Source organism: Alteromonas sp. ABH4_454, assembly GCF_056311775.1.
Map to the genome: position 1 here is coordinate 1,567,855 of NZ_CM149972.1, position 26,963 is coordinate 1,594,817.

General features: G+C 45.4%; 21 protein-coding genes and 1 pseudogene. 13 read left to right on the forward strand and 9 right to left on the reverse strand.

The genetic code is table 11. The annotated features are described in order from the left end of the window. Position 1 precedes the first annotated feature (1 nt). The 7 genes and pseudogenes from ACYX4W_RS06875 to lptD form a co-directional block, all read right to left on the reverse strand. On the reverse strand, positions 2-2,026 hold the full coding sequence (locus ACYX4W_RS06875; RefSeq protein ID WP_476075074.1) for a HAMP domain-containing methyl-accepting chemotaxis protein: 2,025 nt from the start codon (positions 2,024-2,026) through the stop codon (positions 2-4). Positions 2,027-2,309: 283 nt separating this feature from the next. Continuing rightward, positions 2,310-3,137 (reverse strand): symmetrical bis(5'-nucleosyl)-tetraphosphatase, encoded by an 828-nt coding sequence (locus ACYX4W_RS06880; protein WP_476075075.1) that lies wholly within the window; start codon positions 3,135-3,137, stop codon positions 2,310-2,312. Between the two features lie 7 nt (positions 3,138-3,144). Beyond that, positions 3,145-3,519: a Co2+/Mg2+ efflux protein ApaG gene (gene apaG / locus ACYX4W_RS06885; protein ID WP_118490240.1), complete on the reverse strand. Its 375-nt coding sequence runs from the start codon at positions 3,517-3,519 to the stop codon at positions 3,145-3,147. Positions 3,520-3,527: 8 nt separating this feature from the next. Further along, positions 3,528-4,355 (reverse strand): 16S rRNA (adenine(1518)-N(6)/adenine(1519)-N(6))-dimethyltransferase RsmA, encoded by an 828-nt coding sequence (rsmA, locus tag ACYX4W_RS06890; protein WP_118490239.1) that lies wholly within the window; start codon positions 4,353-4,355, stop codon positions 3,528-3,530. Then, positions 4,352-5,338: a 4-hydroxythreonine-4-phosphate dehydrogenase PdxA gene (gene pdxA, locus ACYX4W_RS06895; RefSeq protein ID WP_476075076.1), complete on the reverse strand. Its 987-nt coding sequence runs from the start codon at positions 5,336-5,338 to the stop codon at positions 4,352-4,354. The genes rsmA and pdxA overlap by 4 nt, the downstream gene beginning before the upstream one ends. A 13-nt stretch (positions 5,339-5,351) precedes the next feature. Then, a pseudogene (surA, locus tag ACYX4W_RS06900) lies at positions 5,352-6,644 on the reverse strand (peptidylprolyl isomerase SurA); the annotation flags it as partial. Between the two features lie 49 nt (positions 6,645-6,693). Next, entirely contained in the window at positions 6,694-8,952 is a 2,259-nt protein-coding gene (lptD, locus tag ACYX4W_RS06905; protein WP_476075077.1) for an LPS assembly protein LptD, read from the reverse strand. Positions 8,953-9,352: 400 nt separating this feature from the next. On the opposite strand from lptD, the gene djlA reads away from it, so the two are divergent. The 12 genes from djlA (at position 9,353) to ACYX4W_RS06965 (ending at position 22,246) form a co-directional block, all read left to right on the forward strand. Then, positions 9,353-10,222: a co-chaperone DjlA gene (gene djlA, locus ACYX4W_RS06910; RefSeq protein WP_476075078.1), complete on the forward strand. Its 870-nt coding sequence runs from the start codon at positions 9,353-9,355 to the stop codon at positions 10,220-10,222. After that, positions 10,223-11,149: a site-specific tyrosine recombinase XerD gene (gene xerD / locus ACYX4W_RS06915; RefSeq protein WP_476075079.1), complete on the forward strand. Its 927-nt coding sequence runs from the start codon at positions 10,223-10,225 to the stop codon at positions 11,147-11,149. A 386-nt stretch (positions 11,150-11,535) separates the two neighbouring features. Beyond that, entirely contained in the window at positions 11,536-12,258 is a 723-nt protein-coding gene (gene dsbC / locus ACYX4W_RS06920; RefSeq protein WP_474853700.1) for a bifunctional protein-disulfide isomerase/oxidoreductase DsbC, read from the forward strand. Between the two features lie 249 nt (positions 12,259-12,507). Continuing rightward, positions 12,508-14,229, forward strand: a complete 1,722-nt coding sequence (gene recJ / locus ACYX4W_RS06925) for a single-stranded-DNA-specific exonuclease RecJ (protein ID WP_476075080.1) — start codon at positions 12,508-12,510, stop codon at positions 14,227-14,229. A gap of 99 nt (positions 14,230-14,328) precedes the next feature. Continuing rightward, complete coding sequence (locus ACYX4W_RS06930; RefSeq protein ID WP_474808637.1) at positions 14,329-14,610, forward strand: hypothetical protein; 282 nt, start codon at positions 14,329-14,331, stop codon at positions 14,608-14,610. A 102-nt stretch (positions 14,611-14,712) separates the two neighbouring features. Continuing rightward, positions 14,713-15,426 (forward strand): DNA repair protein RecO, encoded by a 714-nt coding sequence (gene recO, locus ACYX4W_RS06935; protein WP_476075081.1) that lies wholly within the window; start codon positions 14,713-14,715, stop codon positions 15,424-15,426. Between the two features lie 275 nt (positions 15,427-15,701). Further along, complete coding sequence (gene pdxJ / locus ACYX4W_RS06940) at positions 15,702-16,439, forward strand: pyridoxine 5'-phosphate synthase (RefSeq protein WP_474808633.1); 738 nt, start codon at positions 15,702-15,704, stop codon at positions 16,437-16,439. Between the two features lie 27 nt (positions 16,440-16,466). Beyond that, positions 16,467-16,844 carry a holo-ACP synthase gene (gene acpS / locus ACYX4W_RS06945; RefSeq protein ID WP_476075082.1) on the forward strand — a complete coding sequence of 126 codons (378 nt, stop codon included), beginning with the start codon at positions 16,467-16,469 and terminating at the stop codon, positions 16,842-16,844. Between the two features lie 146 nt (positions 16,845-16,990). After that, a complete protein-coding gene (gene rlmD, locus ACYX4W_RS06950; protein WP_476075083.1) occupies positions 16,991-18,451 on the forward strand; it encodes a 23S rRNA (uracil(1939)-C(5))-methyltransferase RlmD in 1,461 nt (486 codons plus the stop codon). Between the two features lie 12 nt (positions 18,452-18,463). Continuing rightward, positions 18,464-20,647: a GTP diphosphokinase gene (gene relA, locus ACYX4W_RS06955; protein WP_476054951.1), complete on the forward strand. Its 2,184-nt coding sequence runs from the start codon at positions 18,464-18,466 to the stop codon at positions 20,645-20,647. Next, entirely contained in the window at positions 20,625-21,575 is a 951-nt protein-coding gene (mazG, locus tag ACYX4W_RS06960; RefSeq protein WP_476075084.1) for a nucleoside triphosphate pyrophosphohydrolase, read from the forward strand. The genes relA and mazG overlap by 23 nt, the downstream gene beginning before the upstream one ends. A 302-nt stretch (positions 21,576-21,877) precedes the next feature. Further along, positions 21,878-22,246, forward strand: a complete 369-nt coding sequence (locus tag ACYX4W_RS06965; protein WP_476075085.1) for a YbaN family protein — start codon at positions 21,878-21,880, stop codon at positions 22,244-22,246. Between the two features lie 79 nt (positions 22,247-22,325). On the opposite strand, the gene ACYX4W_RS06970 is transcribed toward ACYX4W_RS06965, so the two are convergent. After that, entirely contained in the window at positions 22,326-23,492 is a 1,167-nt protein-coding gene (locus tag ACYX4W_RS06970; RefSeq protein WP_476075086.1) for a hydroxymethylglutaryl-CoA reductase, read from the reverse strand. A 249-nt stretch (positions 23,493-23,741) separates the two neighbouring features. Here ACYX4W_RS06970 and ACYX4W_RS06975 point away from each other — a divergent pair, with 249 nt between their 5' ends. Beyond that, complete coding sequence (locus ACYX4W_RS06975) at positions 23,742-25,751, forward strand: TonB-dependent receptor plug domain-containing protein (protein WP_476075087.1); 2,010 nt, start codon at positions 23,742-23,744, stop codon at positions 25,749-25,751. Between the two features lie 163 nt (positions 25,752-25,914). Here the strand turns inward: ACYX4W_RS06975 and ACYX4W_RS06980 are convergent, their stop codons facing one another. Continuing rightward, positions 25,915-26,565: a tetratricopeptide repeat protein gene (locus ACYX4W_RS06980; protein ID WP_476075088.1), complete on the reverse strand. Its 651-nt coding sequence runs from the start codon at positions 26,563-26,565 to the stop codon at positions 25,915-25,917. Between the last annotated feature and the right edge of the window lie 398 nt (positions 26,566-26,963).

A 26,963-nucleotide genomic window follows, 5' to 3' on the forward strand; every position in this document is an offset into this window, starting at 1 on the left:
TTTAAACTTTAAACTGCCTGATAGACTGCTGTAGCTCTTCGGCAAGACGTGCCACTTCATGGCTAGATTCAGACGTTTGCTGTGCACCCGCTGTCGTCTCTTCAGCAATGCCTACAATGGTTTCAAGCTTTTCACTAATTTCTTGCGATACGGTATTTTGTTCACGTGCTGACTGCTCAATTTGAGAGCTAACATCATGGGCTTTGTGAACCGCATCGGTAATGATATCTAGTGCATGCGTGGCTTTTTCGGTTTGTGCAACACAAGCCGCGGTCTGCTCTTTACCTTGGTCCATGACAGACACCGCTTTTTCAGCCCCAGCTTGAAGCACTTCAATCATGGCGTTGATTTCTTGCGTCGATTCTTGCGTACGGCTAGCAAGGGTTCTTACTTCATCTGCAACTACCGCAAAGCCTCGCCCTTGTTCACCGGCACGGGCAGCTTCAATAGCAGCATTTAATGCAAGTAAGTTAGTTTGGTCGGCAACACCGCGAATAACGTCAAGAATACCACCAATGCTTGCACTATCTTGGTGAAGCTTGTTAATCACGTCGGCTGCTTCCTGAACATCGCGAGACAAGATTTCAATAGTGTTTTTGTTCTCCAGCGATATCTGGCGAACATTTTCAGCTTCGGCATCTGCATGACGAATTTGGCTAAGCGTATCTTCGGCATTTTGCACAACAAGTTGCGACGTTGAGTGCATTTCTGTTGTCGCCGTTGCAACTTGGCCAATTTGTGATTTCTGATCCTGAATAGAGTGGGTGGTTTGTGCCGTCACTGCCGACGTTTGTTCCGACGCTGCAGCTAGCTGCTCTGCGCGAACGTTAATAGCAGTAATCAGCTCTTTCAGGTTGCCAATTAGCGTATTACAGTTTCTTGCTAGTAGCCCAAACTCGTCTTGCGCTGAATCGTCTAGGCGATGAGTAAGGTCACCTGATGACGCAACAGTAAGTAGTTCGTTTACGCGATAAAGCGGGCGTGTAATAGCGCGAACTGTGACGTAGCCAATAAAGGCTGCTACGGCAATAGAGATGAGAACAACAACAATAACAAAGGTGTTACCCGTTGTAATAGCACCGTTCACCTGATTTTCTATATGAGATGCTTTCTTATCAGCAAGATTCAGCAGGTTTTCAAGTGCGACAACACCCTGCGTAATATTTGAATCTGATGCGTTAAGTGCTTGTTCAGCGTCATTTCTGCGCTCTAGTCGGTCGACATGAAGCTGCACAACGCCGTCGTTAGCTTTTATGGCGTTGATGGCGTCATTAACTAAGTCGTTAATATCATCAAGTGTACCTGAGTCATCACGACCCCCCGCAGCTTCAACCATTTCGCTTAGCTGGGTAACTACTTTTTCAACTACAAGGTCGACCTCGTTACCGAGCGTCTGTGAACGCACCAGTGTTTCGGTTTTAATGTACTCGTATGAAACAGTAAGAAGAGAGAGAAGCGAAGTTTCAAGTTGACCACCGATCTCAGCAGCACGTCTGAGGTTGGGATCGCGTTGAACCGCGTCTAGGTCTGAAAAATCCAGAAGGTAAGTAGAGGCATCGTCTGCGTTATCTTCAGCATCACCTAGTTTGTCTTGTATATTGTTTCGCAAGTCGAGGTACATTTGGTGATTTTTGTACATAGCCTCAACATTGGTAATATACGCATCATAAGATTCACGAACACTGTTTAGCGTGTTTCTAAGCTCTGGCTCGTTACTAACGGCTTGTGCTAGCTTATTGTACTCATTTTCAAAGGTATCTTTGGCAGTGCTAAATGACGCTCTCTTGTCCTTAAGATCACTTAAATCTTCTTCGATATAGCTTTCGAAGGTAAGCCGACCCATATTTAGGAAGCTTGCTTTGAGTGCATTACTGCCTGCTACCGTGGGCAAGGCAACGTCGTTTACTTCTTCTGTTGCAGAGCCTATAGAATTGAGGTTATAAAGTGACACAACACTTATAACGATTAGAAGTGCGCTAATCGCTACAAACCCCCCGATTACGCGTGTGGCTACCGTTATTTTCATCGGAACTCCTGGATGAGTGTTTTTTATTTTTATCCCCAACGATATTACCCGCCTCAGCTAACAAAATATAGCACTTATAAAGTGATGCATGCTTGAATGCTGAGCAGGTAACGAAACATCATCGTTACTTTCACAAGTAAGTGTATCGGCTACAGTGACTTAATGTTTATTTTATTTAGCACTTAAGTCTAATTGTTATTACTGGTACAACCAGTAAGAGCAGGAAAAGCTGGCTCTTATTCGGACAAGTTTCATATCTGAAGACGTGAATACAACAATGATTCTACGCTGGTACGCTAACCAAAGTTGAGGTATCTAAATTCAATAGCGTCATACTTTGCCCCCATACATAGCCAGTATCTAACCCAACAAACTGCGAGTTGTTTGTCTGGCCTGAAAGGGCGGCCCAGTGTCCGAAAATAACTCGCTGGCTAGCTGTAAGCTTTGTATTGTCTACTTCAAACCAAGGCCTTAGGGTGCTAATAGCAGAATCAGAAACGGTACTGGGATGAGACTTGTTATCAAAGTCGAGGGTGCCATCGGTATGAACAAACCGCATGCGCGTACACGCATTCACAATAAAGCGCAGTCGCTCGTCATCCTCGAGTTTACCTGACCAGTTGTCAGGTGTATTACCGTACATCTTTGAAAGAAAAGTGGCGTAATCAGCGGACTTAAGGATGTTGCTAACTTCATCACTAAGTGAAACGCACTCATCAATAGACCATTTAGGATAAAGTCCCGCGTGGACCATCACAGAGTTTTCATCTAATTTCATCGCTAGAGGAAACTGCCGCAACCAATCAACCAGTTCGTTTAAATCCGAAGCGTTAAGAAGCGGGTCTAACTTATCTGACTTTTTGGCTTTGCGAATATCGTTTACAACGGCAAGTAAGTGCAGGTCGTGGTTACCTAAAACACTATTAAACTGGCTGCCAAGAGATTTCAGAAAGCGCAATGTGCTAAGCGAATCTTCTCCTCTTGCAACCAAGTCACCGACAGCAAACAGCTTGTCGTTTGTCTCGTCAAATTCTACTTTATCCAATACGCGACGAAGACCGTCATAACAGCCCTGAATATCGCCAATGACGTAGGTGTTACCTTTAGACATAGAAACCTTAATGAAGAATGCTTGGAATGGCTAGGCGAAATACGTTTATAGGAACGCGAAAACGCTCACCGCTTTCTAGTTCCATTACATAGTAGCCTTCCATATTGCCAACCGGTGTGTCAATGACTGCTCCACTGGTATAGTCAAAATGTTCACCAGCTTTCATTATAGGCTGTTTTCCTACCACTCCATCACCTTCTACTTCTGACGTTTTACCGTTAGCGTCGGTTATCTTCCAATAGCGACTAAGCAGCTGTACGGTATGTTCACTATTGTTTTCAATAGTAATGTGGTAGGCAAACGCGAACTGCTTGGAATCTGAGGGCAGGTGGTCAGGAAGGTGACGGGTTTTCACCCGCACCTTTATATCAAGTACATCCATAGAGGAACTTATTGCTCTTGTTGGTGCTCTTTCGCCGACACAGCATTAGCTATAGTGGCAAAGTCGTTAAGCGATAGCACTTCTGCGCGAGAAGTTGGGTCTATCCCTAACTCACGGATTTCTTCCTCACTTAAGCTGTCTTTCAGTGAGTTACGAATAGTTTTTCGGCGCTGATTAAAAGCCTGTGCGCAAACGCGCTCAAGGGTGTTTACCGATTCGACATCAACGGGTGGAGCTTGATGCGGAACTAGTTTTACAACGGCCGAATCTACCTTCGGAGGTGGCTTGAAGGCACCTGGCGGAACATTCAAAACAGGGATCACATGGCAATAGTACTGGGCCATTACTGAAAGTCTGCCGTAGTTCTTAGAGCCCGGTCCCGCAGCTAGTCGGTTCACCACCTCTTTTTGAAGCATAAAATGCATGTCTTCGATGCAATGAGCATGATCAAAAAGGTGGAACATTAGCGGCGTTGAAATGTTGTAAGGCAAGTTACCAAATACACGAAGCTTCTTGTCTTTTATTGGCATTTCTTTGCATAGTGCCCCGAAATCCATCGTCATCGCGTCTTGTTCAATAACGGTTAGTTTTTCGCCGTTAAATGGGTGATGTCGCAGACGTTTGGCAAGGTCGCGGTCGAGTTCAATAACCGTTAGTGCGTCAACTTCTTCACAAACAGGGTCTGTTAATGCGCCTAAACCGGGTCCAATTTCTACCAGGTTTTGTTCGTTTTTTGGCGCGATGGCTGCAACAATTTTACCTATCACGTAGTCATCGTGTAGGAAATTCTGCCCGAATCGCTTTCTGGCCGTATGGCCTAAATGTGTTTTACTCATTGTTGATGATGTGCAAGCTCAATGGCTTTTTCCAATGCTTTTCTGAAACTACCGGCGTCGGCTTCACCTGTACCTGCTAAATCTAATGCAGTACCGTGGTCGACTGAAGTGCGAACAAATGGTAATCCTAATGTGATATTCACTGACGCCCCAAAACCCTTGTATTTTAGCACGGGTAAGCCCTGGTCGTGATACATAGCTAGCACAACGTCGGCATTTTCTAGGTATTTAGGCTGAAATATGGTGTCAGCGGGCAGGGGGCCGGTGATCTTAAGGCCTTCGTCTCTTAGTTCATTCAGCGCTGGGATGATAGTGTGGATCTCTTCAGTACCAATATGGCCATCTTCACCCGCATGCGGGTTTAATCCGCATACATAAATGTGGGGCTCATTAATGCCAAACTTAAGTTTCAGGTCAGTATTAATAATATTAATAACTTTGTGTAGGCGCTCGCGGGTTATCGCTTTTGCAACATATTCAAGAGGAATGTGAGTCGTAGCTAGCGCTACATTTAAACCTTCTGTAGCCAACAGCATAACCACGTCAATGGTATTAGACTGGTAGGCGAAAAACTCAGTATGTCCGCTGAAGGACACCCCTGCTTTGTTAATAATACCTTTGTGTACCGGGCCAGTTACAACAGCATCAAAATCGCCGTCCATATTGGCCTGGCACGCTTGGCGTAAGGTTTCGACTACATAAAGCCCGTTCTCACTATCAAGGGTTCCGGGAATAACATCAGCGGTTTTGTCTATCTGCTTTATAAACAACGAACCCGCATCTTGTATCTGCGGGTTATTTGCATCGTAATCGATTAGTGTTAACGGAAGCCCTAAGGCGCTTGCTCGTGCTTTTAGCATGTCGCCATCGGCAAACACGACAAGCTGGGCTTGCCATGTTTCCTGGGCCAGTTTAATGATCAAATCTGGCCCGATACCGGCCGGTTCTCCCGGCGTTATTGCTATTTTAATTGGTGTGCTCATGAATAACTTATTATTAAGATTCGACAACTTCGACGTAAGCGGCATCACGCATCTCACGTAACCAGTTTTCGGTTTCTTCTGAAAATTTACGGTTAAAGATAAGCTGATATGCTTTATCTTCTTTACGTTTATCCGTTGCGTCATCCATGCGACGGTCGTTAAGTTGAATTAAGTGCCAGCCATGAACTGTGCGCACTGGGTCGCTGTATTCGCCAGGTTCAAGCTGTGATAATGCTTCTTTAAACTCAGGTACATAATTACCTGGGTCAGACCAACCTAGTTCGCCACCGCGAAGGGCCGAGCCAGGGTCTTCTGAATATTCTTTAGCTAACTCTGCAAAGTCCGCTTCACCGTTTTTCAATTCTTCTTTGAAGCGCACTAGCATCTCTTTTGCTTTTTCTTCGCTCAAAATAATTGATGGCTTAACCAAGATATGACGTGAGTTCACTTCTTCAACGGTAACTTTCTCAATACCGCGAGTATCTAGCACTTTAAGTATGTGAAAGCCTGCGCCGCTTCGGATAGGACCAACAAGCGCATCCTTATCCTTGTCCTGAATTGCTTCTGCGAAAAGCGTTGGCATAGCGTTAATATTAAGCCAGCCCATATCACCACCTTCTAACGCTTCGTTACCCGATGATGAGGCAATGGCGATTTTAGCAAAATCAGAGCCTGATTCTAACAAGGCTATTACTTTGTCCGCGCGCTCACGTGCTGCCTGAATGTCCTCGTCTGTTGGTTCAGGTGGGAAGCCAATAAGTATATGACCTAAACGGTATTCGGCCTGCGTTGCACCCTGTTGCTCCATAAGATCAATCAGCGTATCTATTTCTTGAGGCGTGATATAAACGCGGCGGCGTACGTTCGCGCGGCGCACTTCACCCATGATAACTTCTTCACGTATATCTTCGCGATAGTCATCATAAGCAATGCCTTCAGCGGCCAATTGAGCGCGAAGTTGTTCTACGGTCGCATTTTGATTGGCCGCGATATTACCAATGGTTTGCTCAAGTTGAGGGTCACTGATACGAATACCCATACGCTCAGCCATTTGTAGCTGAAGGCTCTTCGTAATTAAACGCTCAATAGCCTGTGTACGAAGCGCGCGGTCTGAAGGTAGCTGTTGGTTGTTAGCTTCAGCGTTGCGCTTAACGTCTTGTACAAGGGCTTTAATTTCACTCTCAAGTATAACGCCTTGATCAACAATCACAGCTACGCGGTCTAGCATCACTTCTTGTGCTAGACTGTTAAACGAGAGTAGGGCACCTAACATCAATGCACGGATAATGAACTTCATACACACTCTTTTATTATTGGTTAATGCTTTTAAGCGCTGCTAGGCGCTCAATTGCGGGTTAATTTAAACTATAAGGCTGGCGATAGCCAAACATACCGTCTTCAAGCATGCTTCTTTGGGTTCCAGATGAACCTATACCTTTGAAAATAAACTGTAGCGACACACCAGAGTCGAAATCATCCGTTGTCTGAACGCCACTGTCGTTGTAGCGGTTGTTCAAACTGCGCTGGGCGACAAGTCGAACTGCCCAGCAACAAGACTCATATTGAATACCTGCGTAGGTTTCTACACTTCGATGGCGCTCTAAATCACGGTAAGTACGGCCAACCCATTGCCAATTTTCAGAAATTGGCCAGCTTGCTGAAATACCTATTTGATTAATGGTTTCACCACTCAGATCGCGAACGTAGCGATGACTTAATTGAATAAAGCGCGCGTTATCTTTACGGTATTCAATACCCACGCTGCTTAGGTCAACTTTATCTGTGTCAGTGGTGACCTGCACATCAGAATGGAAAAACCAATTTTGGTTAAAGCGCCAATCTACCTCAGCGGCAAGGGCTGATCGATCTTGGTTTTTAGTTGCCGCGACCACTTTATTATCTTCAAGATAGAATATCTGACCCACACTAAGAACGAATTGTTCCCGATTGTTTTTATCTAACATGCGAGTGGTGGCACCAAGGGTAATCTGGTTGTTGTCGCTAATTCTATCAAGGCCAGTAAACTCTTGGCCTCGAAACAAGCCTTCAACATCGGTCAAAAGCGGTGTTGAGTCATAAAAGCCGATGGCAGTTTGATCTTCATAAGACGTGTAAAGATACTGAATTTTAGGTTCAAGGGTCATCGACATATCGTCACTAAACCAAGATGTATCTCTTTCGAAGTATAGAGCACCGTAAAGACGAGCCTGGCCGAGGGTACGCTCTACATCTTCTTCTAAATCGGTCCCTTCCACGTTGTCTTGCTGATATACAGTTTGAAAAACAGTGGTTTCGGCGACGACTTCACCCCATGCCGCGCGAAGCGGTACAGCAAGCGTTGGCGCAATGTGGAATCGCGTTGCGGTTGGCGCAGTATCTAACGTGTTGTCGAAATGAGCGACTTCTGAGTCAAGGTTAAACTCAAAGTATTCGCCTAGTGCTTTGTTGTAGTTAACTTTAATTTCTGGAACAGCGCGATAGCTGTCAGCAGTATCACCTAATACTTCGAAATCTTTAACCTGCATACTGACGGAAAGGTTCTGAGAGTAGTAACTCAACCCAATATTTCGGTATAGATGGGTATCAGAGCGGCTGTAGTAGTCTGACCCAAGGTCTACTATGTAGTTGTCGTCACTTAGGCCATTAAAATCAATATTGAGCAACCAGTTGTCGGCAATTAACCCTTGGTGTTCAAGGCGGTAAAAATATCGGTCTGGGTTACCTGAAATATCCGAATCGCTAGGTAAATATTCAACGTAGGCGGTCCCTTGACTGCGGTCTGTTAGATAACGAAACTCGGTATTTAGCTGAAGACCGCGCAATGACATCAACCGTGGGGAAATGGTCATGTCGTAGTTAGGCGCAATATTCCAGTAAAAAGGCTGAGTGTAGTCTACGCCAGTTCGACTAGAGCTTGTCAGCTCGGGAAATAATAAGCCGGTTTGTCGTTCATTGCTTACTGGAAACGCAAAATAAGGCAAATAAAATACTGGAACATCGGCAATATAGAAGCGGGTGTGTTTTGCTTGCCCCCATACTGTCCCTTTTTCTAAGCTGATTTCGCTCGCGCGAATCATCCAGTCTTCATCACCTTCAGGGCAAGTAGAGAAACTTACCTCTTTAAGTACTATGCCGGTATCGGTATCTAATACAATATCTTCGGCGGCGCCTTGCCCTACAAAACCAGTCAGCTTATAGCGGGTATTTTGCATCTCCAAGCGCTCTTCTTCAGAACGCAAGGTTACCGCATCGCTTTCCACTTTCAGCTGCGCATCTTGGTAGGTTACATCGCCTTTTGCTATAAGGTCGCGGCCACTACCGGTTCCATTAACTTGTGCCTGAGAGGCACTAATTATTGCGGTGTCTGACGTTATGTCTACATTGCCAGAAAACAAGGCTACAGTGTCTTGAATGATTTCTGTACGATTAGCTTCAACTTTAACATGGCCTTTAGGCATTAACGCCTGGCTACTAAAAGTAACAGGTTCGACTGAGCAAAATGCGAGAGGGGCTGCATCTGAGATTGATTGAGAATTTGAAGCTGTCGTTTCCTGTGCAAACGCGACCGTAGGCAAAAGAGTCGCGGAAACAAGCATGGCGCAGGTGTTTTTCATGCGTAAATGGGTGGCCTGTTTTGTTGTATGTTGCTTTTAAACCCAAGTAAGACGACGTGCGTCTCGGTTAGTTCGACATAACGATTAAAAAAACCAGTGATCGCGCCCTTTATTTCTTTCACTGTAATAAAGCGTCGAGCTCACTAGCTATTACTATTTTATTCAAGCGCTCAATTCTAAGCGCTTCTGTCGCAATTACCAACCATTCAGGTAAAAAAATGCACTTTTATATGGTCAACACATCAAAGACAGCGGCAGTAAGCTTGATTTCGTTCTGCTTAAGCCCTAGTTAATTAACTTATGTATTTGATATGATGATGTACTTAACGCGCAGTGCACGGCGTGAACTAACGACAGTAACATCAACTTTCTAAACAGTGCACCAACGGAGAATGACGCGATGTCAATTTGGGGAAAAGTCCTCGGCGCCTTGTTCGGCTTTATGTTTTTAAAAATACCAGGAGCGATCCTAGGGCTGATAGTCGGACACTTTTTTGATAAAGCCTACCGCCAAGACTTTAATCAGCTAGGTGGCTTTGGGCGCTTTTTTACTGATCAGGACAATTTGAAGCAGCAAGCCATTTTCTTCCATAGCTTGTTTAGCGCATTAGGTCATCTTGCTAAGTCTGACGGTAAAGTGACTGATAAAGAAATTCAAATTGCTACAGCGTTAATGGACGAAATGCGCCTTACAGGCGATGCCCGCCGCGAAGCGCAAGATGCATTCAGAGAGGGTAAAGCACGAGACTTCCCTTTAGTGGATACGTTAAAAGGCTTCTATGATGCCAGCCACGGTCGTCGGGATATTCTGCAAGTGTTCTTGGAAATTCTTATTCAAGCCGCGTTTGCCGACGGTCAGCTTTCTCAAGAAGAATACAATGTACTGGAAAAAGTGGCGAAACCATTGGGTTTCAGGCGTCGTGATTTAGATTATCTTATTTCAATGTATGAAGCTGAAATTCGATTCAGGCAGCGGGCAAACTCAGGTGCGGGGCAACGTGCTCACTCGGGATCAGGACAGCGGCACCGTGGACAGCAATCGGCCTACTCAGAACAGCAAAGCTTAGATGATGCCTATCGCATTCTGGGCGTAGCTGCATCTGACGATGAGAAAATAATAAAGCGTGCTTACAGAAAACGCATGGCTGAACATCATCCAGACAAACTGGTATCTAAAGGTCTACCAGAACAGGCGATGGAGATTGCCAAAAAGAAAGCGCAAGATATTCAGTCAGCTTACGAGTTGATTAAGCAAAAGCGTGGCTTCTAAATGGCAAAAAGTGAACGTGAGTTAACCTATGTGCCTGCGGCGAGTCAGGCACATATTGATGGTTTTATTGAAATGTTGTGGCTCGAAAAAGGGCTGTCAGAACATACTCAGCAAAGCTATCGCACCGACCTCACTAAGCTTGCCATTTACAGCAACAATCAAGGTGTTAAGGATATTGCTGTGCTGACTACTGAACAGCTCCAAGATTACCTTGCCTATCGCCATGATAAAGGCCTGTCTACTCGCAGTACGCAACGCGCGCTTAGCGCCATTCGCGCCTTTTTTGTGTTTCTTATAAGTAAACAAATTCGCGTAGATAGTCCTGTTTCTGCGTTGTCCAACCCCAAAACACCAAAGGCCTTACCCTCTTCTTTAAGCGAGCAGCAGGTTGAAGATTTACTTAATGCCCCTTTAACTGACGACCCAATTGAATGCCGAGACAAAAGCATGCTTGAAGTGCTTTATGCAACGGGCCTGCGTGTGAGTGAGTTAATAGGGTTAACGATGGACCAAGTTAGCCTTCAACAAGGCGTGGTAAGAGTGGTAGGTAAAGGAAACAAAGAGCGTTTAGTCCCTCTTGGGGAAGATGCAATTGAATGGTTATTAACTTATATAAAAACCGCGCGACCTATTCTTGCCACAAAAACCTCTGACGTGGTTTTTCTAAGCAAGCGCGGGCAAAAAATGACACGCCAAACATTTTGGCATCGCATTAAATACTATGCAGTGAAAGCAGGTATTGAACAGCATTTATCCCCTCACACACTGCGCCATGCATTTGCTACCCATCTGTTAAACCACGGAGCAGATTTACGTGTAGTACAAATGTTGCTAGGTCATAGCGATTTATCAACAACCCAAATTTACACCCATGTAGCGACAGAGCGGCTGCAGACGCTTATTCATAGTCATCACCCCCGAGGCTAACGAGTCAAAAAACACATTGAGTGAGAATGCTACAAACTGAGCCTTGTGTACGACGAGCCTCTGCTTATACATATATGAAATGAAAAGGGGTGTGATAGGATATAGCCGAAGAATTACTTTAGATTAGGCGTGGTAGGCTAGTACTAGGGGTGTTGTAGTTTATTAACCTCACGGTTACCTCGATGGCATTCTGTTACAGCGTAAAGTACAGATAAACAAAAAAATTAGCGTGAAAAGTGCAATTTTTTGCTAAGTTCGTCGGTCATGAAAGTAATGAGTATCAAAATGTTTAGTGGTTGCCTTAAGATGAAAGCACATATTTAGGCAGCTGCAATTTAGGCCAAGTGAGTACAAACAAGCTTAAATGGCAAAATGGAGAGTATTTAGTGAAAGCAGTAAAGAAAATTTTGTTAGCCAGCGTAGTAGCGGCAGGTTCTCTTTTAGGGTTGAGTGCGCAAGCTGCTGACGAAGCCGCTATCCGCGATAAGTTAACGTCAATGCTTGGGCTAGATGTAGAAACCATTGCCGATTCTCCAGTATCTGGCTTGGTTCAGGTATCTACAAACCGCGGCTTGTTTTATGTAAGTGAAAACGGACAATATTTGCTTCAGGCTCGCGTTTTTAACATTGATGAAGAAATGCGCAACGAAACAGAGTTGGCCCTTTCAGGCTTGCGTAAAGAGGGCGTAGCATCAATGGAATCGTCGTCTATCACGTTTAAAGCGGAAAACGAAAAGCACGAAATTAGCGTGTTTACAGACATCACCTGCGGATATTGCCGTAAATTCCATAACGAAATTGACGAGCTTAACGATGCCGGTATTACGGTTCATTACCTTGCGTTTCCACGTTCAGGTTTAAACAGTGAAAACTACAACGATATGGTGTCAGTATGGTGCGCTGAAAACCCGCAAAAAGCGTTAACTAAAGCGAAGGCAGGCAGTGATGTGGCAAGCGCAAGCTGCAAAAACAAAGTGGCAGAGCAATATATGCTAGGTCAAAAGCTAGGGGTGAACGGCACACCTAATATCGTTTTGCCCGACGGCTCATTGATTCCTGGTTACCAGCCAGCCGCATTGCTCGCAAAAGCGCTGGAAGGCGAAGAGTAGTCATTTAAACTTCCTAGTTTCTGACATGAAAAAAACGCACGCACTGTGCGTTTTTTTGTTTTCTGCGGTATGATTCATCGCGTTATTTTCTTACGTTCTTTCGTATGGTTTCACTTTGCAGTTAGCGCAGAACTTCTATTTGAAAATTTTCATTCTTTATCGAATATGTTCAATTTAAGTTCGCCTAAACTTGATTCGTATTAACTGTTTAAGACAACTGCAATCACAGTATTGGTTTAGTGGTATTTCATGATTTTGCCTATTGTTCGCCGTGAGGTCTCCGGCGCCTCGTTAAGTTCCGACTTACACCCTGTTATCGACAGAATTTATCGCGGTCGCAATATTGCGAATATGGATGACTTGGAGAATGGCCTTAAAGGGCTTACGCATTTCAACGTATTAAAAGGGATGCCTCAAGCCGCGCAAATCCTTGCTAATGCCGTTGTGCAAAATAAGCGCGTTATCATAGTGGGCGATTTTGATGCCGATGGCGCTACCAGTACGTCGGTATGTATACTGGCGCTTCGAGCCATGGGTTATCATAACGTTGATTTCCTGGTACCTAACCGCTTTGATTTTGGTTATGGGCTTAGTGTACCTATTGTCGATGAGGCAGCTAAACAAGGCGCAGACATTATAGTAACCGTGGATAACGGCATATCCTGTATTGACGGTGTGACCCATGCAAAATCCTTAGGAATGCAGGTTGTTGTAACCGATCACCACTTGCCGGGTAATACATTACCGCCAGCTGATGCGATAGTGAACCCTAACCAACCTGGCTGTGAATTCCCTTCTAAAAATTTAGCTGGCGTGGGTGTGGCATTTTATATCATGCTCGCGCTCAAAGCTGAGCTACAGCAACAAGGGTATTTTGAGAAAGTAGGTATTGCACCACCTAACTTAGCGTCTCTGTTAGATATTGTTGCTGTTGGCACCGTGGCCGATGTGGTGGTTTTAGATAAAAATAACCGAATTCTAGTTCATCAAGGGCTTCAACGTATTCGGGCTGGTAAGTGTCGACCTGGTATCAAGGCACTAGTTGAAGTGGCAAACCGCGATTGCGCCCATCTAACTTCGACCGACTTGGGTTTTGTAGTAGGCCCAAGACTTAATGCCGCTGGTCGCTTAGACGATATGTCGCAAGGCATTGCTTGTTTATTAGAAGATGAAACCATTCAAGCGCGAATGATAGCGGCAGAGCTCGACGCACTTAACAAGGAGCGCCGTGAAATTGAAACCGGCATGAAAGCGCAAGCCGAAACTGTACTAGAGCAAATGGCGCTGGATGAAGGCGATATGCCAAGCGCGCTGGTGGTTTATCGCGAAGACTTTCACCAAGGCGTGATTGGGATTGTGGCAGGGCGTTTAAAAGAGAAGTATCTTAAACCTGTTATCGCTTTCGCTCATCAAGACGATATTGTTATTAAAGGCTCAGCGCGCTCCATTCCTGGTGTGCACATCCGCGATGTACTTGATGAAGTAAACACACGCTATCCCGGCGTTATCGAGAAATTTGGTGGTCACGCCATGGCCGCTGGATTGAGTTTGCCTGTCGCAAAGCTTCCAGATTTTGAACGAGCTTTTGTTGATGTTGCTCGTACCCATATGGAAAAGCTTGATGGCAATCATGCATTGCTCTCTGATGGTGATTTATCTTCAGAAGAATTGTGTTTGCCTTTTGCGCATTTATTGCGCCAGGCCGGTCCGTTTGGGCAGGGCTTTGAATCACCGTTATTTGATGGAGAATTTACGCTTCTCGATCAGCGCCTAGTGGGACAAAAGCACCTTAAGATGGTGTTGAAAAGTGACGGCGCCAATGAAGTAGACGCTATTGCGTTTAACGTTGATTTAAAAGCATGGCCTAATGCCATGGTAAAGCGTGTACATATCGCTTACCGCCTGGATATCAATGTTTTCAGAGGGCAAGAAACTGTACAGCTTATTATTGAGCAAATAGAAGCGGTTTAAGCGAAGTTGATTTAGGTACAACATTGAGTCTCAGAAAACCTAGCTAGTCAAAAAGCGATACGTGCTAAAGAACTAAAAAATAAGAAAAAAGAGGCAAGGGTGAAAAGCGAACGACAGAAGCTGGTGGAAAAGCATAGTCAGCTTAATCAAACCGATAACGTTAAAGTAATTTCTCACGTTCAGCGTGAAGAAAAAGACAGCGATTGGATACGCCATACCATTATGCTTGAAGGCATTGATGTCCCTTTTATTTACCGGCGAAAGCAGCAATATCAAAGCTTAAAAGGGGCAAGAGTAAACGTAACCTATTATCGCCATGTAGAAGAAGTGGCCGGCATTGAATTTGAAACCATGAAAGTGGTAAGAATTAAACGCAGCTAATAAGTCACTGCCCTTGACGCTAAAATAAACTTTTTTTGACTTACACCTTTTAACTTGCACCTAAATAGCTACCGATTCGGTGCTAAACCATAGTGAACAACAATGAATAATGAATGGTTAAATGCCTATGTACTGCATAGACGCCCTTACAGGGAGACCAGCTATATTGTTGACTTTTTCACCCTGGAAGAGGGGCGTGTTAGCGCGGTAGCTAAAGGCGTGAAAAACAGTAAGTCAGATAAAAAGAGCCTGCTTCAACCTTTCCAGCATCTTCGCCTACAGTTAAGTGGAAAGTCAGAGTTAAAAAACCTACGTCACGTTGAAAGCGTCGCCCCGTCCATCAATCTTGTAGGCACAGCGTTGTTTTGTGCCATGTATGTAAACGAGCTAACCAACCGCGTTATGCCCGCCGGCCTTGCCAGCGATGGCGTACACAACGCTTATGAAAATGCATTACTGTCCCTTCGTGATAATAGCGACATAGAAGTGACCTTGCGACAGTTCGAATTTGCACTACTTGATGAAATGGGGTTACTTCCCGATTTCACTACTGACGTAGAATACGAAATGCCAATAGAAGAAACAGGTAGCTATAACTTTCAAATAGATGCGGGCTTTGTGCCTATTCCCGAAGATATGGCTGGCACGAGGGGTATGCGAGGCTTTCCCGGGCGAGCATTGCTTAGTTTGTCACAGGGAGAATTTACCCCGCTTAGCAAGAAGGTTGCTAAAGTGCTTTGTCGCGACTTGCTTAAACCACTCATTGGCGACAAGCCGCTTAAAAGCCGCGAACTATTTATGCCGAAGCCCCGCTAGGGCATAAAAAAGTTAAAATCGCTAACACCCTAACGCATTTGAGCACTTACCCCTAAACACTTTATTTTATGAGAACTTATGTGATTGAGTAAACCTGCTGTCACTGTCAGTTTCTTTAAATTATTTTCTCTTAACTCAAATGCTTAAACAGCACCTTCTATAAAAAAATTTGCTACAATCTCCACTTTCTAAAGAAGGGTGTTTGCGCCCTTTAAATAATGTATTAAACATGAAGAGCAGGCATCTTCTTTCGCTCTTACAGGTTAGGTGGTGAAATGAGCACGATTCTATTAGGCGTTAACATCGACCATATCGCAACGCTTCGCAATGCGCGCGGTACACATTATCCAGATCCAGTGCACGCTGCGGACATTGCTGAGCGTGCAGGTGCAGACGGCATTACCGTTCACTTACGTGAAGATCGCCGTCATATCAAAGATCGCGACGTACGTATTTTAGCGCAAACCATTAACACCCGACTTAATCTGGAAATGGCAGTAACCGATGAAATGCTGGCCATTGCAGAAGAAGTAAAACCTGTTTTTTGCTGTCTAGTACCAGAAAAGCGCGAAGAGCTGACTACCGAAGGTGGACTCGATGTAGCGGGCAATTTCGAGAATATTAAAGCAGCGTGCGAGCGTCTTGCGAATGCAAACATCCTAGTGTCTTTGTTTATCGACGCAGATAAAGCGCAAATTGATGCAGCGGCAGCATGTAACGCGCCTTATATTGAAATTCACACCGGACAATACGCAGAAGCTACCAGTGAAGATGAGCAGCAAAAAGAGCTGGCTCGCTTAGTTGAAGGTATTGAGTATGCTGACAGTTTAGGGCTTAAAGTGAATGCGGGTCACGGCTTGCACTATCACAACGTTAAACCAATTGCCGCTATTCCTCAGCTAATCGAACTTAATATTGGTCATGCTATCATCGCTCGCGCTGCTTTCGACGGACTTCACACAGCAGTGGCTGATATGCGTAAGCTGATGCTTGAAGCTCGCGCGGGCATTTAAGCTTAGATTCAAAAGGGTGTAGATAACGTGGCGATTGCAGGGCTAGGTACTGACATTGTAGAAATTGCTCGCCTTGGTAAAGGCGAGAGCGCTAACGAACGTTTGGCCAAGCGTGTACTTACGCCTGCCGAGTGGCAGACGTTTAGTGAGCACGCTACACCAGTACGCTTTTTAGCAAAACGTTTTGCCGCTAAAGAGGCCGCGGTGAAAGCCCTCGGTACGGGTATTGGAAATGGAATAAGTTGGCAACACATAGAAGTGCGTAACAACGACCTAGGGGCGCCCGAACTTTATTTTTCTGGTGAATTTGCTGCTATGTGTGAGGCACGGGGCATTACTCGAAGCGTGATCAGTATTTCAGACGAGCAGCATTATGCCGTCGCCACCGTTATACTAGAGTCCTAATCGTTTACTAAAGCGGGCGTTAACTAAAACGCGCACTACGAAAACGCAGACTCAATGAAGCCCAGGTAGATGACATCTATCTGGTCTGCGTTTGCAAGAAACGCAACAAATATCAAACTACGCAAAGCAAGTTACCGGAGTCACACTTGGCAAACCTTTTTAAACAATCACGCAGCAAGCAAAAAGACACAGCGTCTTCCCGCCTAAGGGGCAATGCAAAGAAAGGTAATGCTAGCGCCAACGCGCAAGTCGCAGGACTTCGATTTGGAAAAGCTAATAAAGCCTCACAAGGCAATAAAAGCCAAAGGTCCAATACAGTTACCATCGAAGATATCGACTGGATGGGCCATGGGGTAGTGCGCGGCAACCCTATGATGTTTGTTGAAGGTGCCCTTGTTGGGGAAACCTGTGACATAGAGGTGCTATCTAGCAAAAAGAAAGTGATTAACGCGAAGGCGACAAATATTCAATTACCAAGTGAGGCAAGACAAGCACCTTTCTGCCCTGTGTTTGATGCGTGTGGTGGGTGTCAGCTACAGCACATAAAGCCAGATGCTGCCCTTAAGCAAAGAGACAACGCCATTAAAGTAATGATGGAACGTCAATTGGCAATGAAGCCAAATGTTTGGCAAGCACCGTTAGTGGGGCCTCGACCTCAATATCGCCGAAAAGCAAGGCTGGCTATCGATGCCCGCAACCCGAATCAAATTAAACTAGGCTTTCGTGAAGCGAATAGCAACAACGTCGTTAATATAGAAAGTTGCCCAATACTGGTCGACCATTTATCTAATATCATTGGCCCTTTACAAAACGTGCTTACAGGCTTCGAGTCAGCTCGACACATTGGGCATATCAGCCTTATCGCCGGTGATAATATCTCGCACCTTGTTATTAAACACACCAAAGCCCTTGAAGCTGAGCTTATTGATGCAGTGAGCGAATTGGTGAACGCGAGTTCATCGGTTGGCGACCACGGTATTGAGTTAAAGCTTGAAAATAAGCAAGGGAAAATAAGCAGTGTGGGGCGTGGTAATGATTTGGTTATGTCTACGATAAATGACTGTTCTATTTCCCCCAGTGCTAATGACTTTATTCAAATAAATAAAGTGGTTAACGAAAAAATGATTAACCAAGCAATGGACTGGCTAAACCCACAGCCCAACGAACGTATTGCCGATTGGTTTAGCGGGCTGGGCAATTTTACCTTACCTATTGCTAAGTCAGGTGCACGGGTACAAGCGGTAGAGGGTGTGGCAGAAATGGTGCGCCGCGCAAAAGACAATGCACAGCGACAGGGCATTAAAAATGTCGAGTGGCTGCATTTAGATTTGGCAGATAAGACCAACGTCGAGGCTTCATTACAGCAGGGTTTTGATAAGGTACTGCTTGACCCTTCAAGAGAAGGGGCATTGACCGTTTGTCATGCGCTTGTAAAAGCACTACCAAAAACGATAGTGTATGTTTCTTGCAATCCAAGTACGTTTTCTAGAGACGCAAAAGTGTTGATAGACGGAGGTTATGAAATGGAAAAAGCGGGCATAGCAGAAATGTTCCCCTTCACCCATCACATGGAAATGATGGCCTTGTTTACGCGAAAGCAGCAGTAACGAGTAAAGGATATGGTATCAACAAGAAAGGTCCACGAAGCAGACCGGCCCCCCTTTGAAGCCTGGCTAGACAGTCTTGAGCTGAGTGCAGAAACAAAAGATAAGCTAAGTGCTGTGTCCTCCATTCCTGAGCGACTATTGGTGGGTCAGGAAATGGTTGAGATTTTGTGTCAGCTTAATATGGATGATGCAACGCTTCAGGCAGCCCTGGTGTTTCCTTATTGCGAACAGCACGCTTTAAGTGAAGAAGATATTGTTGATGAATTTGGTGGGGAGATTCGAGACCTTATCGTTGGCGTGCGTCGAATGGATGCCATCAAGTCGTTACATGCCCGCAAAGTGAACGGCTCTGGCTTTGCTGAAAGATCAGACGAGCAGCACATAGACAGCATTCGTCGTATGCTCCTAGCGATGGTAGAAGACGTACGTGCCGTTGTTATTAAGATGGCTGAGCGTATTTGTGCACTACAACAGGTTAAAAAAGCTGACGAAGAAACCCGTGTTATGGTGGCACGAGAGTGCGCCAGTATCTATGCGCCACTGGCAAACCGCTTAGGTATCGGACAGTTAAAGTGGGAACTTGAAGATCTCGCGTTTCGTTATTTACACCCCATTACCTACAAACAAATTGCTAAACAGTTAGATGGTAAGCGCAGAGAACGTGCCGAGTATATAGAAACTATTGTAGGCGACTTGCAAGGCTTACTTGATGGTGAAGAGATCCGCGCTGAAGTTTATGGCCGTCCTAAACATATTTTCAGCATTTGGAAAAAAATGCAGAAAAAGCGCCTTACGTTTGAGCAGCTTTTTGATATTCGTGCAGTGCGTATTATTGCCGAGCGACTACAAGATTGCTACGCAGCGCTAGGTACCGTTCACGCAAGCTATAAGCATTTACCTAACGAATTCGACGATTATATCGCAACCCCTAAACCCAATGGATATCAGTCAATTCATACGGTTATTGTGGGGCCTGAAGGGAAGTCGGTTGAGATTCAAATTCGTACCCAGAAAATGCATCAAGACGCCGAACTTGGTGTGGCTGCGCACTGGAAATATAAAGAGGGTAGTACGGGTAAACAGTCTGGCTATGACGAGCGTATAAACTGGCTTCGCCGCATACTTGCATGGCAAGAAGAAGTGGCAGAATCGGGCGATTTGGTTGAAGAGCTTCGTAGCCAAGTGTTTGACGATAGAGTGTACGTGTTCACCCCGAAAGGCGACGTTATTGACCTTCCCCAAGGCGCTACGCCACTTGATTTTGCCTACTACATTCACAGCAACGTAGGCCATCGCTGTATTGGCGCAAAAGTGAATGGACGAATAGTGCCTTTCACTTATTTACTGCAAAGTGGCGATCAGATAGAAGTACTCACCGGAAAAGAGCCAAATCCGAGTCGGGACTGGATGCATCCGGGCCTTGGCTATGTGCATTCATCGCGGGCCCGTGCCACTATCCATTCTTTCTTTAAAAAGCAGGACAGAGACAAAAACCTTGCTGCCGGTAAAGAGCTGCTAGAACGTGAACTTCAGCGTGCTCATTTGCCCGCCAAAGTGCCTAACGAGGCGTTTGAGAAGTTTAACTTACAAACCCTTGATGACTTGTACACTGCGGTAGGTGCCGGTGATGTGCGCGTTATGCAGGTGATTAACTTTATTCATCACTTGCAAGAACCGCCAGCCCCTGAGCCTGAAATTAGTCCTAAGGTGAAAACACGCAAGACTGCGGCAGGCACGGGCAAAAAAGATGCAGTAGTCGTGCAGGGCGTGGGGCACTTAATGAGTCAGCTGGCTAACTGCTGTAAGCCAGTTCCCGGCGAAGCTATTTTAGGCTATATCACACAAGGCCGTGGCGTAAGCGTTCACAAAGAAAGTTGCAGTCAGCTGCAGCACTTGTTGTCACAGCACCCTGAGCGTCAGATCGAAGTGAATTGGTCACATGAGCTTAAAGTGGGTTTTGAGACGGGCATTGATATATTTTGCCACGATAGAAATGGCCTGTTGCGCGACATTACTACTGTGTTGGCAAATGAAAACGTACCGCTTTTAGGCGTAAACAGCTTAAGTGATAAAAACAGGCAGACGGCACTAATTACCATATCTATCGAAGTTAATGACCTTGAAAGAGTGTCAAAAGTGTTAACCCAATTGCGACAGCTAAAGGGCGTGACAGATGCAAAACGCAAGCAAAGCTAGCCTTGGCGAAATGCAGCGGCTGCTCGAAATTATGACGCAGCTGCGCGACCCGCAATCTGGATGTCCGTGGGATGTGAAACAAACCATGGAAAGCCTAACTCGCTACACCATAGAAGAAGCCTATGAAGTGGCAGATGCTATCGCCACTGGTGATATGCACGATATCAAAGATGAGCTCGGTGATTTGCTGTTTCAAGTGGTGTTTTACGCGCAAATCGCCAATGAATCGAGTGCATTTTCTTTTGACGATGTGGCACAAAGCATTAGCGAAAAACTCGTGCGTCGTCATCCTCATGTGTTTGCTAATCAGCTTGCATCTGAGAGCGCTTGCGATACAACTGAAAACGTCACGGGCGAACGTACCCAGTTGAACGACAGCGCTTTAAACGCGCAGTGGGATGCAATTAAAGCTCAAGAAAAGCGGCTTAAAAAGCAGCGCTTAAAGCAAGACGGCGAAGCAGTAGAAACCAGTATTTTAGATAGCGTACCCAAAGGTATGCCGGCACTTATGTACGCGCAAAAGCTGCAGAAAGCCTGTGCAAAGGTAGGTTTTGATTGGCCTGATGCCGCACCTGTCATAGATAAAGTGCGTGAGGAAGTAGAAGAGATTCAGCAAGAGCTTGATACGAAGCAACGCCTTCTATCTGCAAACAGTGTAGTCGAAAAGCCTTCAAGCAATGGTATGCCTGATAACCAGCAGGCTATCGAAGAAGAAATTGGCGATGCACTTTTTGCCATGGTTAACTTGGCAAGACATTGCAAGGTAGATGCTGATACCGCACTTAGAAACGCCAGTAACAAGTTCGCTAACCGTTTTAAAGGCGTAGAGCGCTTAGCGGCTGAACAGGGCGACAAGCTCGACGCATTGACGCTTGGTGAAATGGAAGCACTGTGGCAGCAGGTTAAACAATCTTCTAATGCTAAGTGAATTGCTTTAGTTACGCTCTAAAAACACAGTAACAGGTTATTCAACGTCTAGTTTGTCTCAAAGATGTTGGGCTACTTGTGTATAAATACATCACGCATAAAGGCCAAAAAATTAGACCAATGTAGATGGAAACTTTGCCATTGTGTTATATGTTTAATAAGTAGGTTTGATTTACGACAAGGGCATATAGATCCATTTTGTCTAAAATCTGTGTACTAAACTAGCACGTTGGAATGGTGCTTAGCCGGTGTTAACAGACAACACTGACCAAGGAGTTGGACTGAATTGGGCGTAACCGTTTTATGAAAAAAGTACTGTATTTATCGTTAGGGTTGTTTTTAACGTGTTTGGGTATTATTGGTGCCTTCTTACCCGTAATGCCGACAACGGTATTTTTGATAGGCGCGCTTTTCTGTTTCACTAAATCTTCACCGCGCCTTGAAAGTTGGCTTATTCAGCATCCCAAATACGGCCCAAGTCTGGTTGCCTGGCGTAAACACGGTGCAATATCTAAAAAGGTAAAATGCATAGCGTGTTGCAGTATGCTGATAAGTTTTATTCTTATTTGTCTATTTGCATCAATGCCGATCCCCGCTTACATAGGCATCGCAATGTTTATGGGAATAGGCGCATATTTCGTAGTTACGCGCCCTAGTATCCCAGCGATCTAGAGCTGTACCGAAGCTCAATAAACCTTCACAAGTTAGTTTCCCGTCATTGGTGAAATCGAATTGTGACAACCCGTTAGCTCTAACGGTTCCTACCTAGTCTCTCGTGACTGCTCACCCATTCATCCGCTACCACAGCAGAACCCAGAGACAGATCTCCACATAGCACGGTCGCCGCAACAATTTCCGCAAACTTGTTAACGCTACCTCTTTCTGTACAGCCAAGTACGCTTAAACATTCGTTTTGTGTAGCTAAGCCGGTTCCACCACCGTACGTAGCAACAATTAACGATGGAATCGTAACAGAGAAGTAGTAATCTCCATTTGGCGTAATCTCAGCGTAGGTAAACCCGGCCGACGATTCAGCTACATTAGCCACATCTTGCCCGCAAGCGATGAACATAGCGGTGATGCCGTTGGCGAAGTGGGCACCATTGTTAACGCTACCGGCCATCAACGCCCCCATATTTGAATATTGACGCTGTTTAAACAAAGCCTCAGGCGGGCAATGCATAATATCCGTCATAAGTTGCTTTGGTAGGGTGACTTCTGCGACAACGCGCTTACCGCGGGTATGCAGCGAGTTTAAGTGCGAGTGCTTTTTATCAGTATCAAGGTTTGCTGCCAGCACAAAGTGCTCAATGGGCCCCGAATAGTTTGCCTGTATCCACTCGCAGCCTGCCTTAGTGGCTTTGCTTACCATGTTTTGCCCAGCAGCATCGCCACAGGTAAAGTTGAACCTAAGCCAGCGAAGCTTAGAGGCGGCATATTGCTCGATATCCCTCAGTTTACCTACGCTGGTGGTGTCATCACAGGCGCGTTTGATGTCTTCAAAGTTTTGCTCGACCCACTTGCCAAATTCGAGGGCTTCTCTTGCGTTAGAAAACGCAAACATGGGCGCTCGCTGCATAGCGTCATCTATAACTGTGGTGGTTATGCCGCCTGCTTCTCTCGTTAAGCGCATACCTCTGCTGTAGCTGGCTGTTAGCGTACCTTCTGTTGTGGCCATTGGAACGTAGAACTCGCCTTTGGCATGCTCTCCATTGACTAGCATTGGCCCTGCAAAGCCGATAGGCACCTGTGCAACACCTGCAAAATTTTCAATGTTTCCCGACAAGGTTTCGGGGGGGATTGAATAGTGTCCTAAGTGGTTTAACTCAGTGCCAGTTTCGCGAGCAATAAATTCGCGGCGGGTCTGGCTCATATCATGGGTATAGTCGTTATCTGATGAACGCGGGATCTTAGGCATACGGGCACTCCTTTTTCTTCATAATAGGAGTGCTGATGTCAGAAAAATACTGTTTACGATTTATACATGTAAATAAGCGTAGCCTATGAAGAATAGCTCACAAATTCCACGGTATGTAAATTTTGATTGAGCGCCGTCTATGTTCACTATACATGCTTTGAACGTATGATTTCACAAGGCGGAATGGTGTGAGCCTGACAACCGATTATGATGTAATGCGCGCTCTGTATAATGGACTTATGGATAATCATGCCAAAGACACTTTTTAAGCCATCACTTTTCATCATGGCATTGTCAGCATTCAATTTACCTATACTTGCGCCTAACGCTTATGCTCATGAAGATGAACACGATGAGCACCATGAAGAAAAAGTCGAAAAAATAGTGGTTCAAGCAACGCGCTCAGGTCGTATAGCCGATGATCAGCCTGTTCGGGTTGAATTGATTAACCGAGAAGAAATTCAGGAAAAGGCAGCCATGCGACCGGGTAACATTTCTATGTTGGTCGCCGAAACCGGTGGTGTGAGAATGCAAACCACATCTCCAGCTATTGGCAGTGCTAATATTCGCCTTCAAGGTCTGTATGGCCGTTATACCCAGCTTTTATCTGACGGACTGCCGCTTTACGGTAACCAATCAGCGTCCATTGGCTTACTTCAAATTCCTCCTACAGACTTAGGGCGTGTTGAAATTATCAAAGGTTCAGCATCATCGCTGTATGGTGGCTCAGCGCTAGGTGGTGTTATCAACCTTGTCTCTCGTCGCCCAAAAGATGAGTTTGAAGGGGAGGCTTTGATGAATTTTACAACCCGTGACGGCCAAGATTTTACAACCTACATGGCAACGCCTTTCAGCGACAGCCTAAGTGGCTCTGTGACTGCCGGCGCGCATCATCAAAGTGAGAAAGATCTTGATAACGATGGCTGGGCCGACTTGGCCGGCTATGAACGCTACACGGTAAGACCGCGTATTTTCTGGGAAGGAGATGAGGGCGAGCGCCTTTATTTTACAACCGGATATATGACGGAAAACCGACAAGGCGGGACTGTAGGAGATGCGACTGTAGGCATTGGAGAAACGGCTGTTCCTTTTATTCGTGGGCTTGAGTCAGAGCGCATTGACAGTGGTCTTGTGTTTGAAAAGCCTCTTGGCGATACACTTACCCTTAATTCACGCTTTTCAGCGATGTCACAAGAACATACGCATCAATTCGGCAATGAGTTATCAGGCTTAGAAAGTGATCAGCACGAAAGTTACCTCGCTGAAACTAGTTTGGCTGGGTACACGGAAAAGAGTGATTGGTTGGTGGGAGTTGCCTATCAATCTAATACTTACGATTCGGATACCTTTGGGTCTTTTGATTACAGCTACGAGGTTCCGGGTATCTTCACCCAGGTGGACTATCAAATAAGCGATGAATTCACTACATCAGCGAGTGCGAGGCTAGACGATCACAGTGAATATGGTACTCAATTTAGCCCACGAGTATCGTTTTTATATCGCCCCGGCGACGTCACGATAAGAGGTTCTTATGGAGAGGGCTATTTTGCCCCCACGCCTTTTGTTGAAGAAATCGAAGCTGCCGGACTGTCGCGCTTATTACCAATAGATGGCCTTCAAGAAGAGCAAGCGCAGACCGCGTCTTTAGATGTTACCTATCGTTTTGACGATATTGAAACCAGTCTTACCCTATTCGGCTCTAACGTTGATAACGTGACTCGCTTAGAAACTGTAGAAACAAGTGATGGGACACCACCCACAAACGTACGCTTGGTAAACGCAGAAGGTGAATCAAAAATTAGGGGTTCTGAAGTCTTACTTCGCTACTATTGGAAAGACCTAAAGTTAACCGCAAGCTATCTTTACTTAGACGCGACAGAAGAGGTTCCCAATGCTAGCGGCAGGAGAGAGCTCGCGCTAACACCTCAGCATTCGGCTGGCTTTGTAGCGATGTGGGAGCAACACGGCAAGTTTATGCTAGGGTTCGAGGCGTACTATACCGGTGTTCAGCGAGTAGACGACAACCCTTACATTACTGAAACTAAACCTTATTGGCATCTAGGTTTACTCGGACAAATAACCACAGGCCGCTACAGCTGGTTCTTAAACCTAGAAAACTTACTTGATGTTCAGCAAACCGATGAGCACCCGTTATTATTGCAGTCACAGGCACCAAGTGGACGTTGGACAACCGACATCTGGTCACGCAATGATGGCTTTATTGCCAATGCTGGTGTACGCATTAAGTTTGGTGGATAGGAAGTAAACAAGACACTGGCAGTCGGTGATGATTGCAGAAAAAGCGACTAAGCCTAGGCTGTAAAGCGGTATTGAATAAACAGCATTGATTAAGAGGCGTTGATAGAGCGAAGGTGGAAAGTTAGTGAAACGTCCACCTTTACTTATCAAGCCACTATGTGAACTAAGCTTTAGTATCTAATTTTGCTTGAAGTGCAGCAATCTCTTCTCTACGCTTTTTATCAGCCAAAGGTCGGTTTGCCTTTTCCGGTGCATTGTTAGCGCGGGTTAAAAAGGTTTGGGCTTCTTTGTATTCTCCTTCGTCGAACAGATACTCGGCATAAAAGAAGTTTTGGTCCATCCCTTGAGGATTGATTTCCAGTGCACGCTTAAATAGCTTTTCAGCTTTTTTGTCACTACCAAAGCTCACAGGCCAGCCCGGCACTTTGTGATAAAGCGCGGCTAATACGGTTAATGCCGTTCCGTCTAGAACTGATTCTTCTTTTTCAATGGCGCGCTCTAAATTTTCTTTCGCACTTTTAGCAAAGTCTAAGGCGCCCAATCCTCCTTTGGCACTTGCTGTGCTGGATTGAGTAATAGCCAGCCAAGTAAGTGACTCTGCACTATTCTCAGATTGCTCTACGAATTTTGTAGCTTGTTCGATAAGTTCTGAAAAGGCGCTAACTTGCGCGTCGCCCTCTAATTTATAGTTCACGGATGCCCACTGTTGTTGAAGCTTAAGCAGTTCGTCGGCTGACGCCGCTACCGGAGTGATAAGTGCCGCTGATGCTAATCCTGCGATAACAAGTGAGGAAAGTCGTTTTTTTATTGTCATGAAAATACCAGATAAAAGAGTTTAATTAGATAAATAATATGGCCATTAGTGCGTGGCCACTAAAGGTGAAGAAAGGCTGCATTTAATACTGAAGTTGGTTCAACCCATTGTTAACAATATCGGTTTGCTTGTCCCGTTTTCTAGAGGGGAGGGAATAACTGATCGATAGGTTCGTTAGTGTGAGCAGCATAAAAACTGAAGCTACAAAGTGGGGTCTTTTCATTAGAGTTATTAGAAGAATTGAATGCAACGGGCGTACAGTACATTAACTCAGTTTCTGTGTCATCGGCTGATGATGGAATTTTATCCATGTTTTTTGTTGTTGGGGGTTCGCATTTCCTTCAATTCCTGTATAATTCGCGCCCTGCCCAGTTACGCCCACCTTTGGGAAGGTGGAA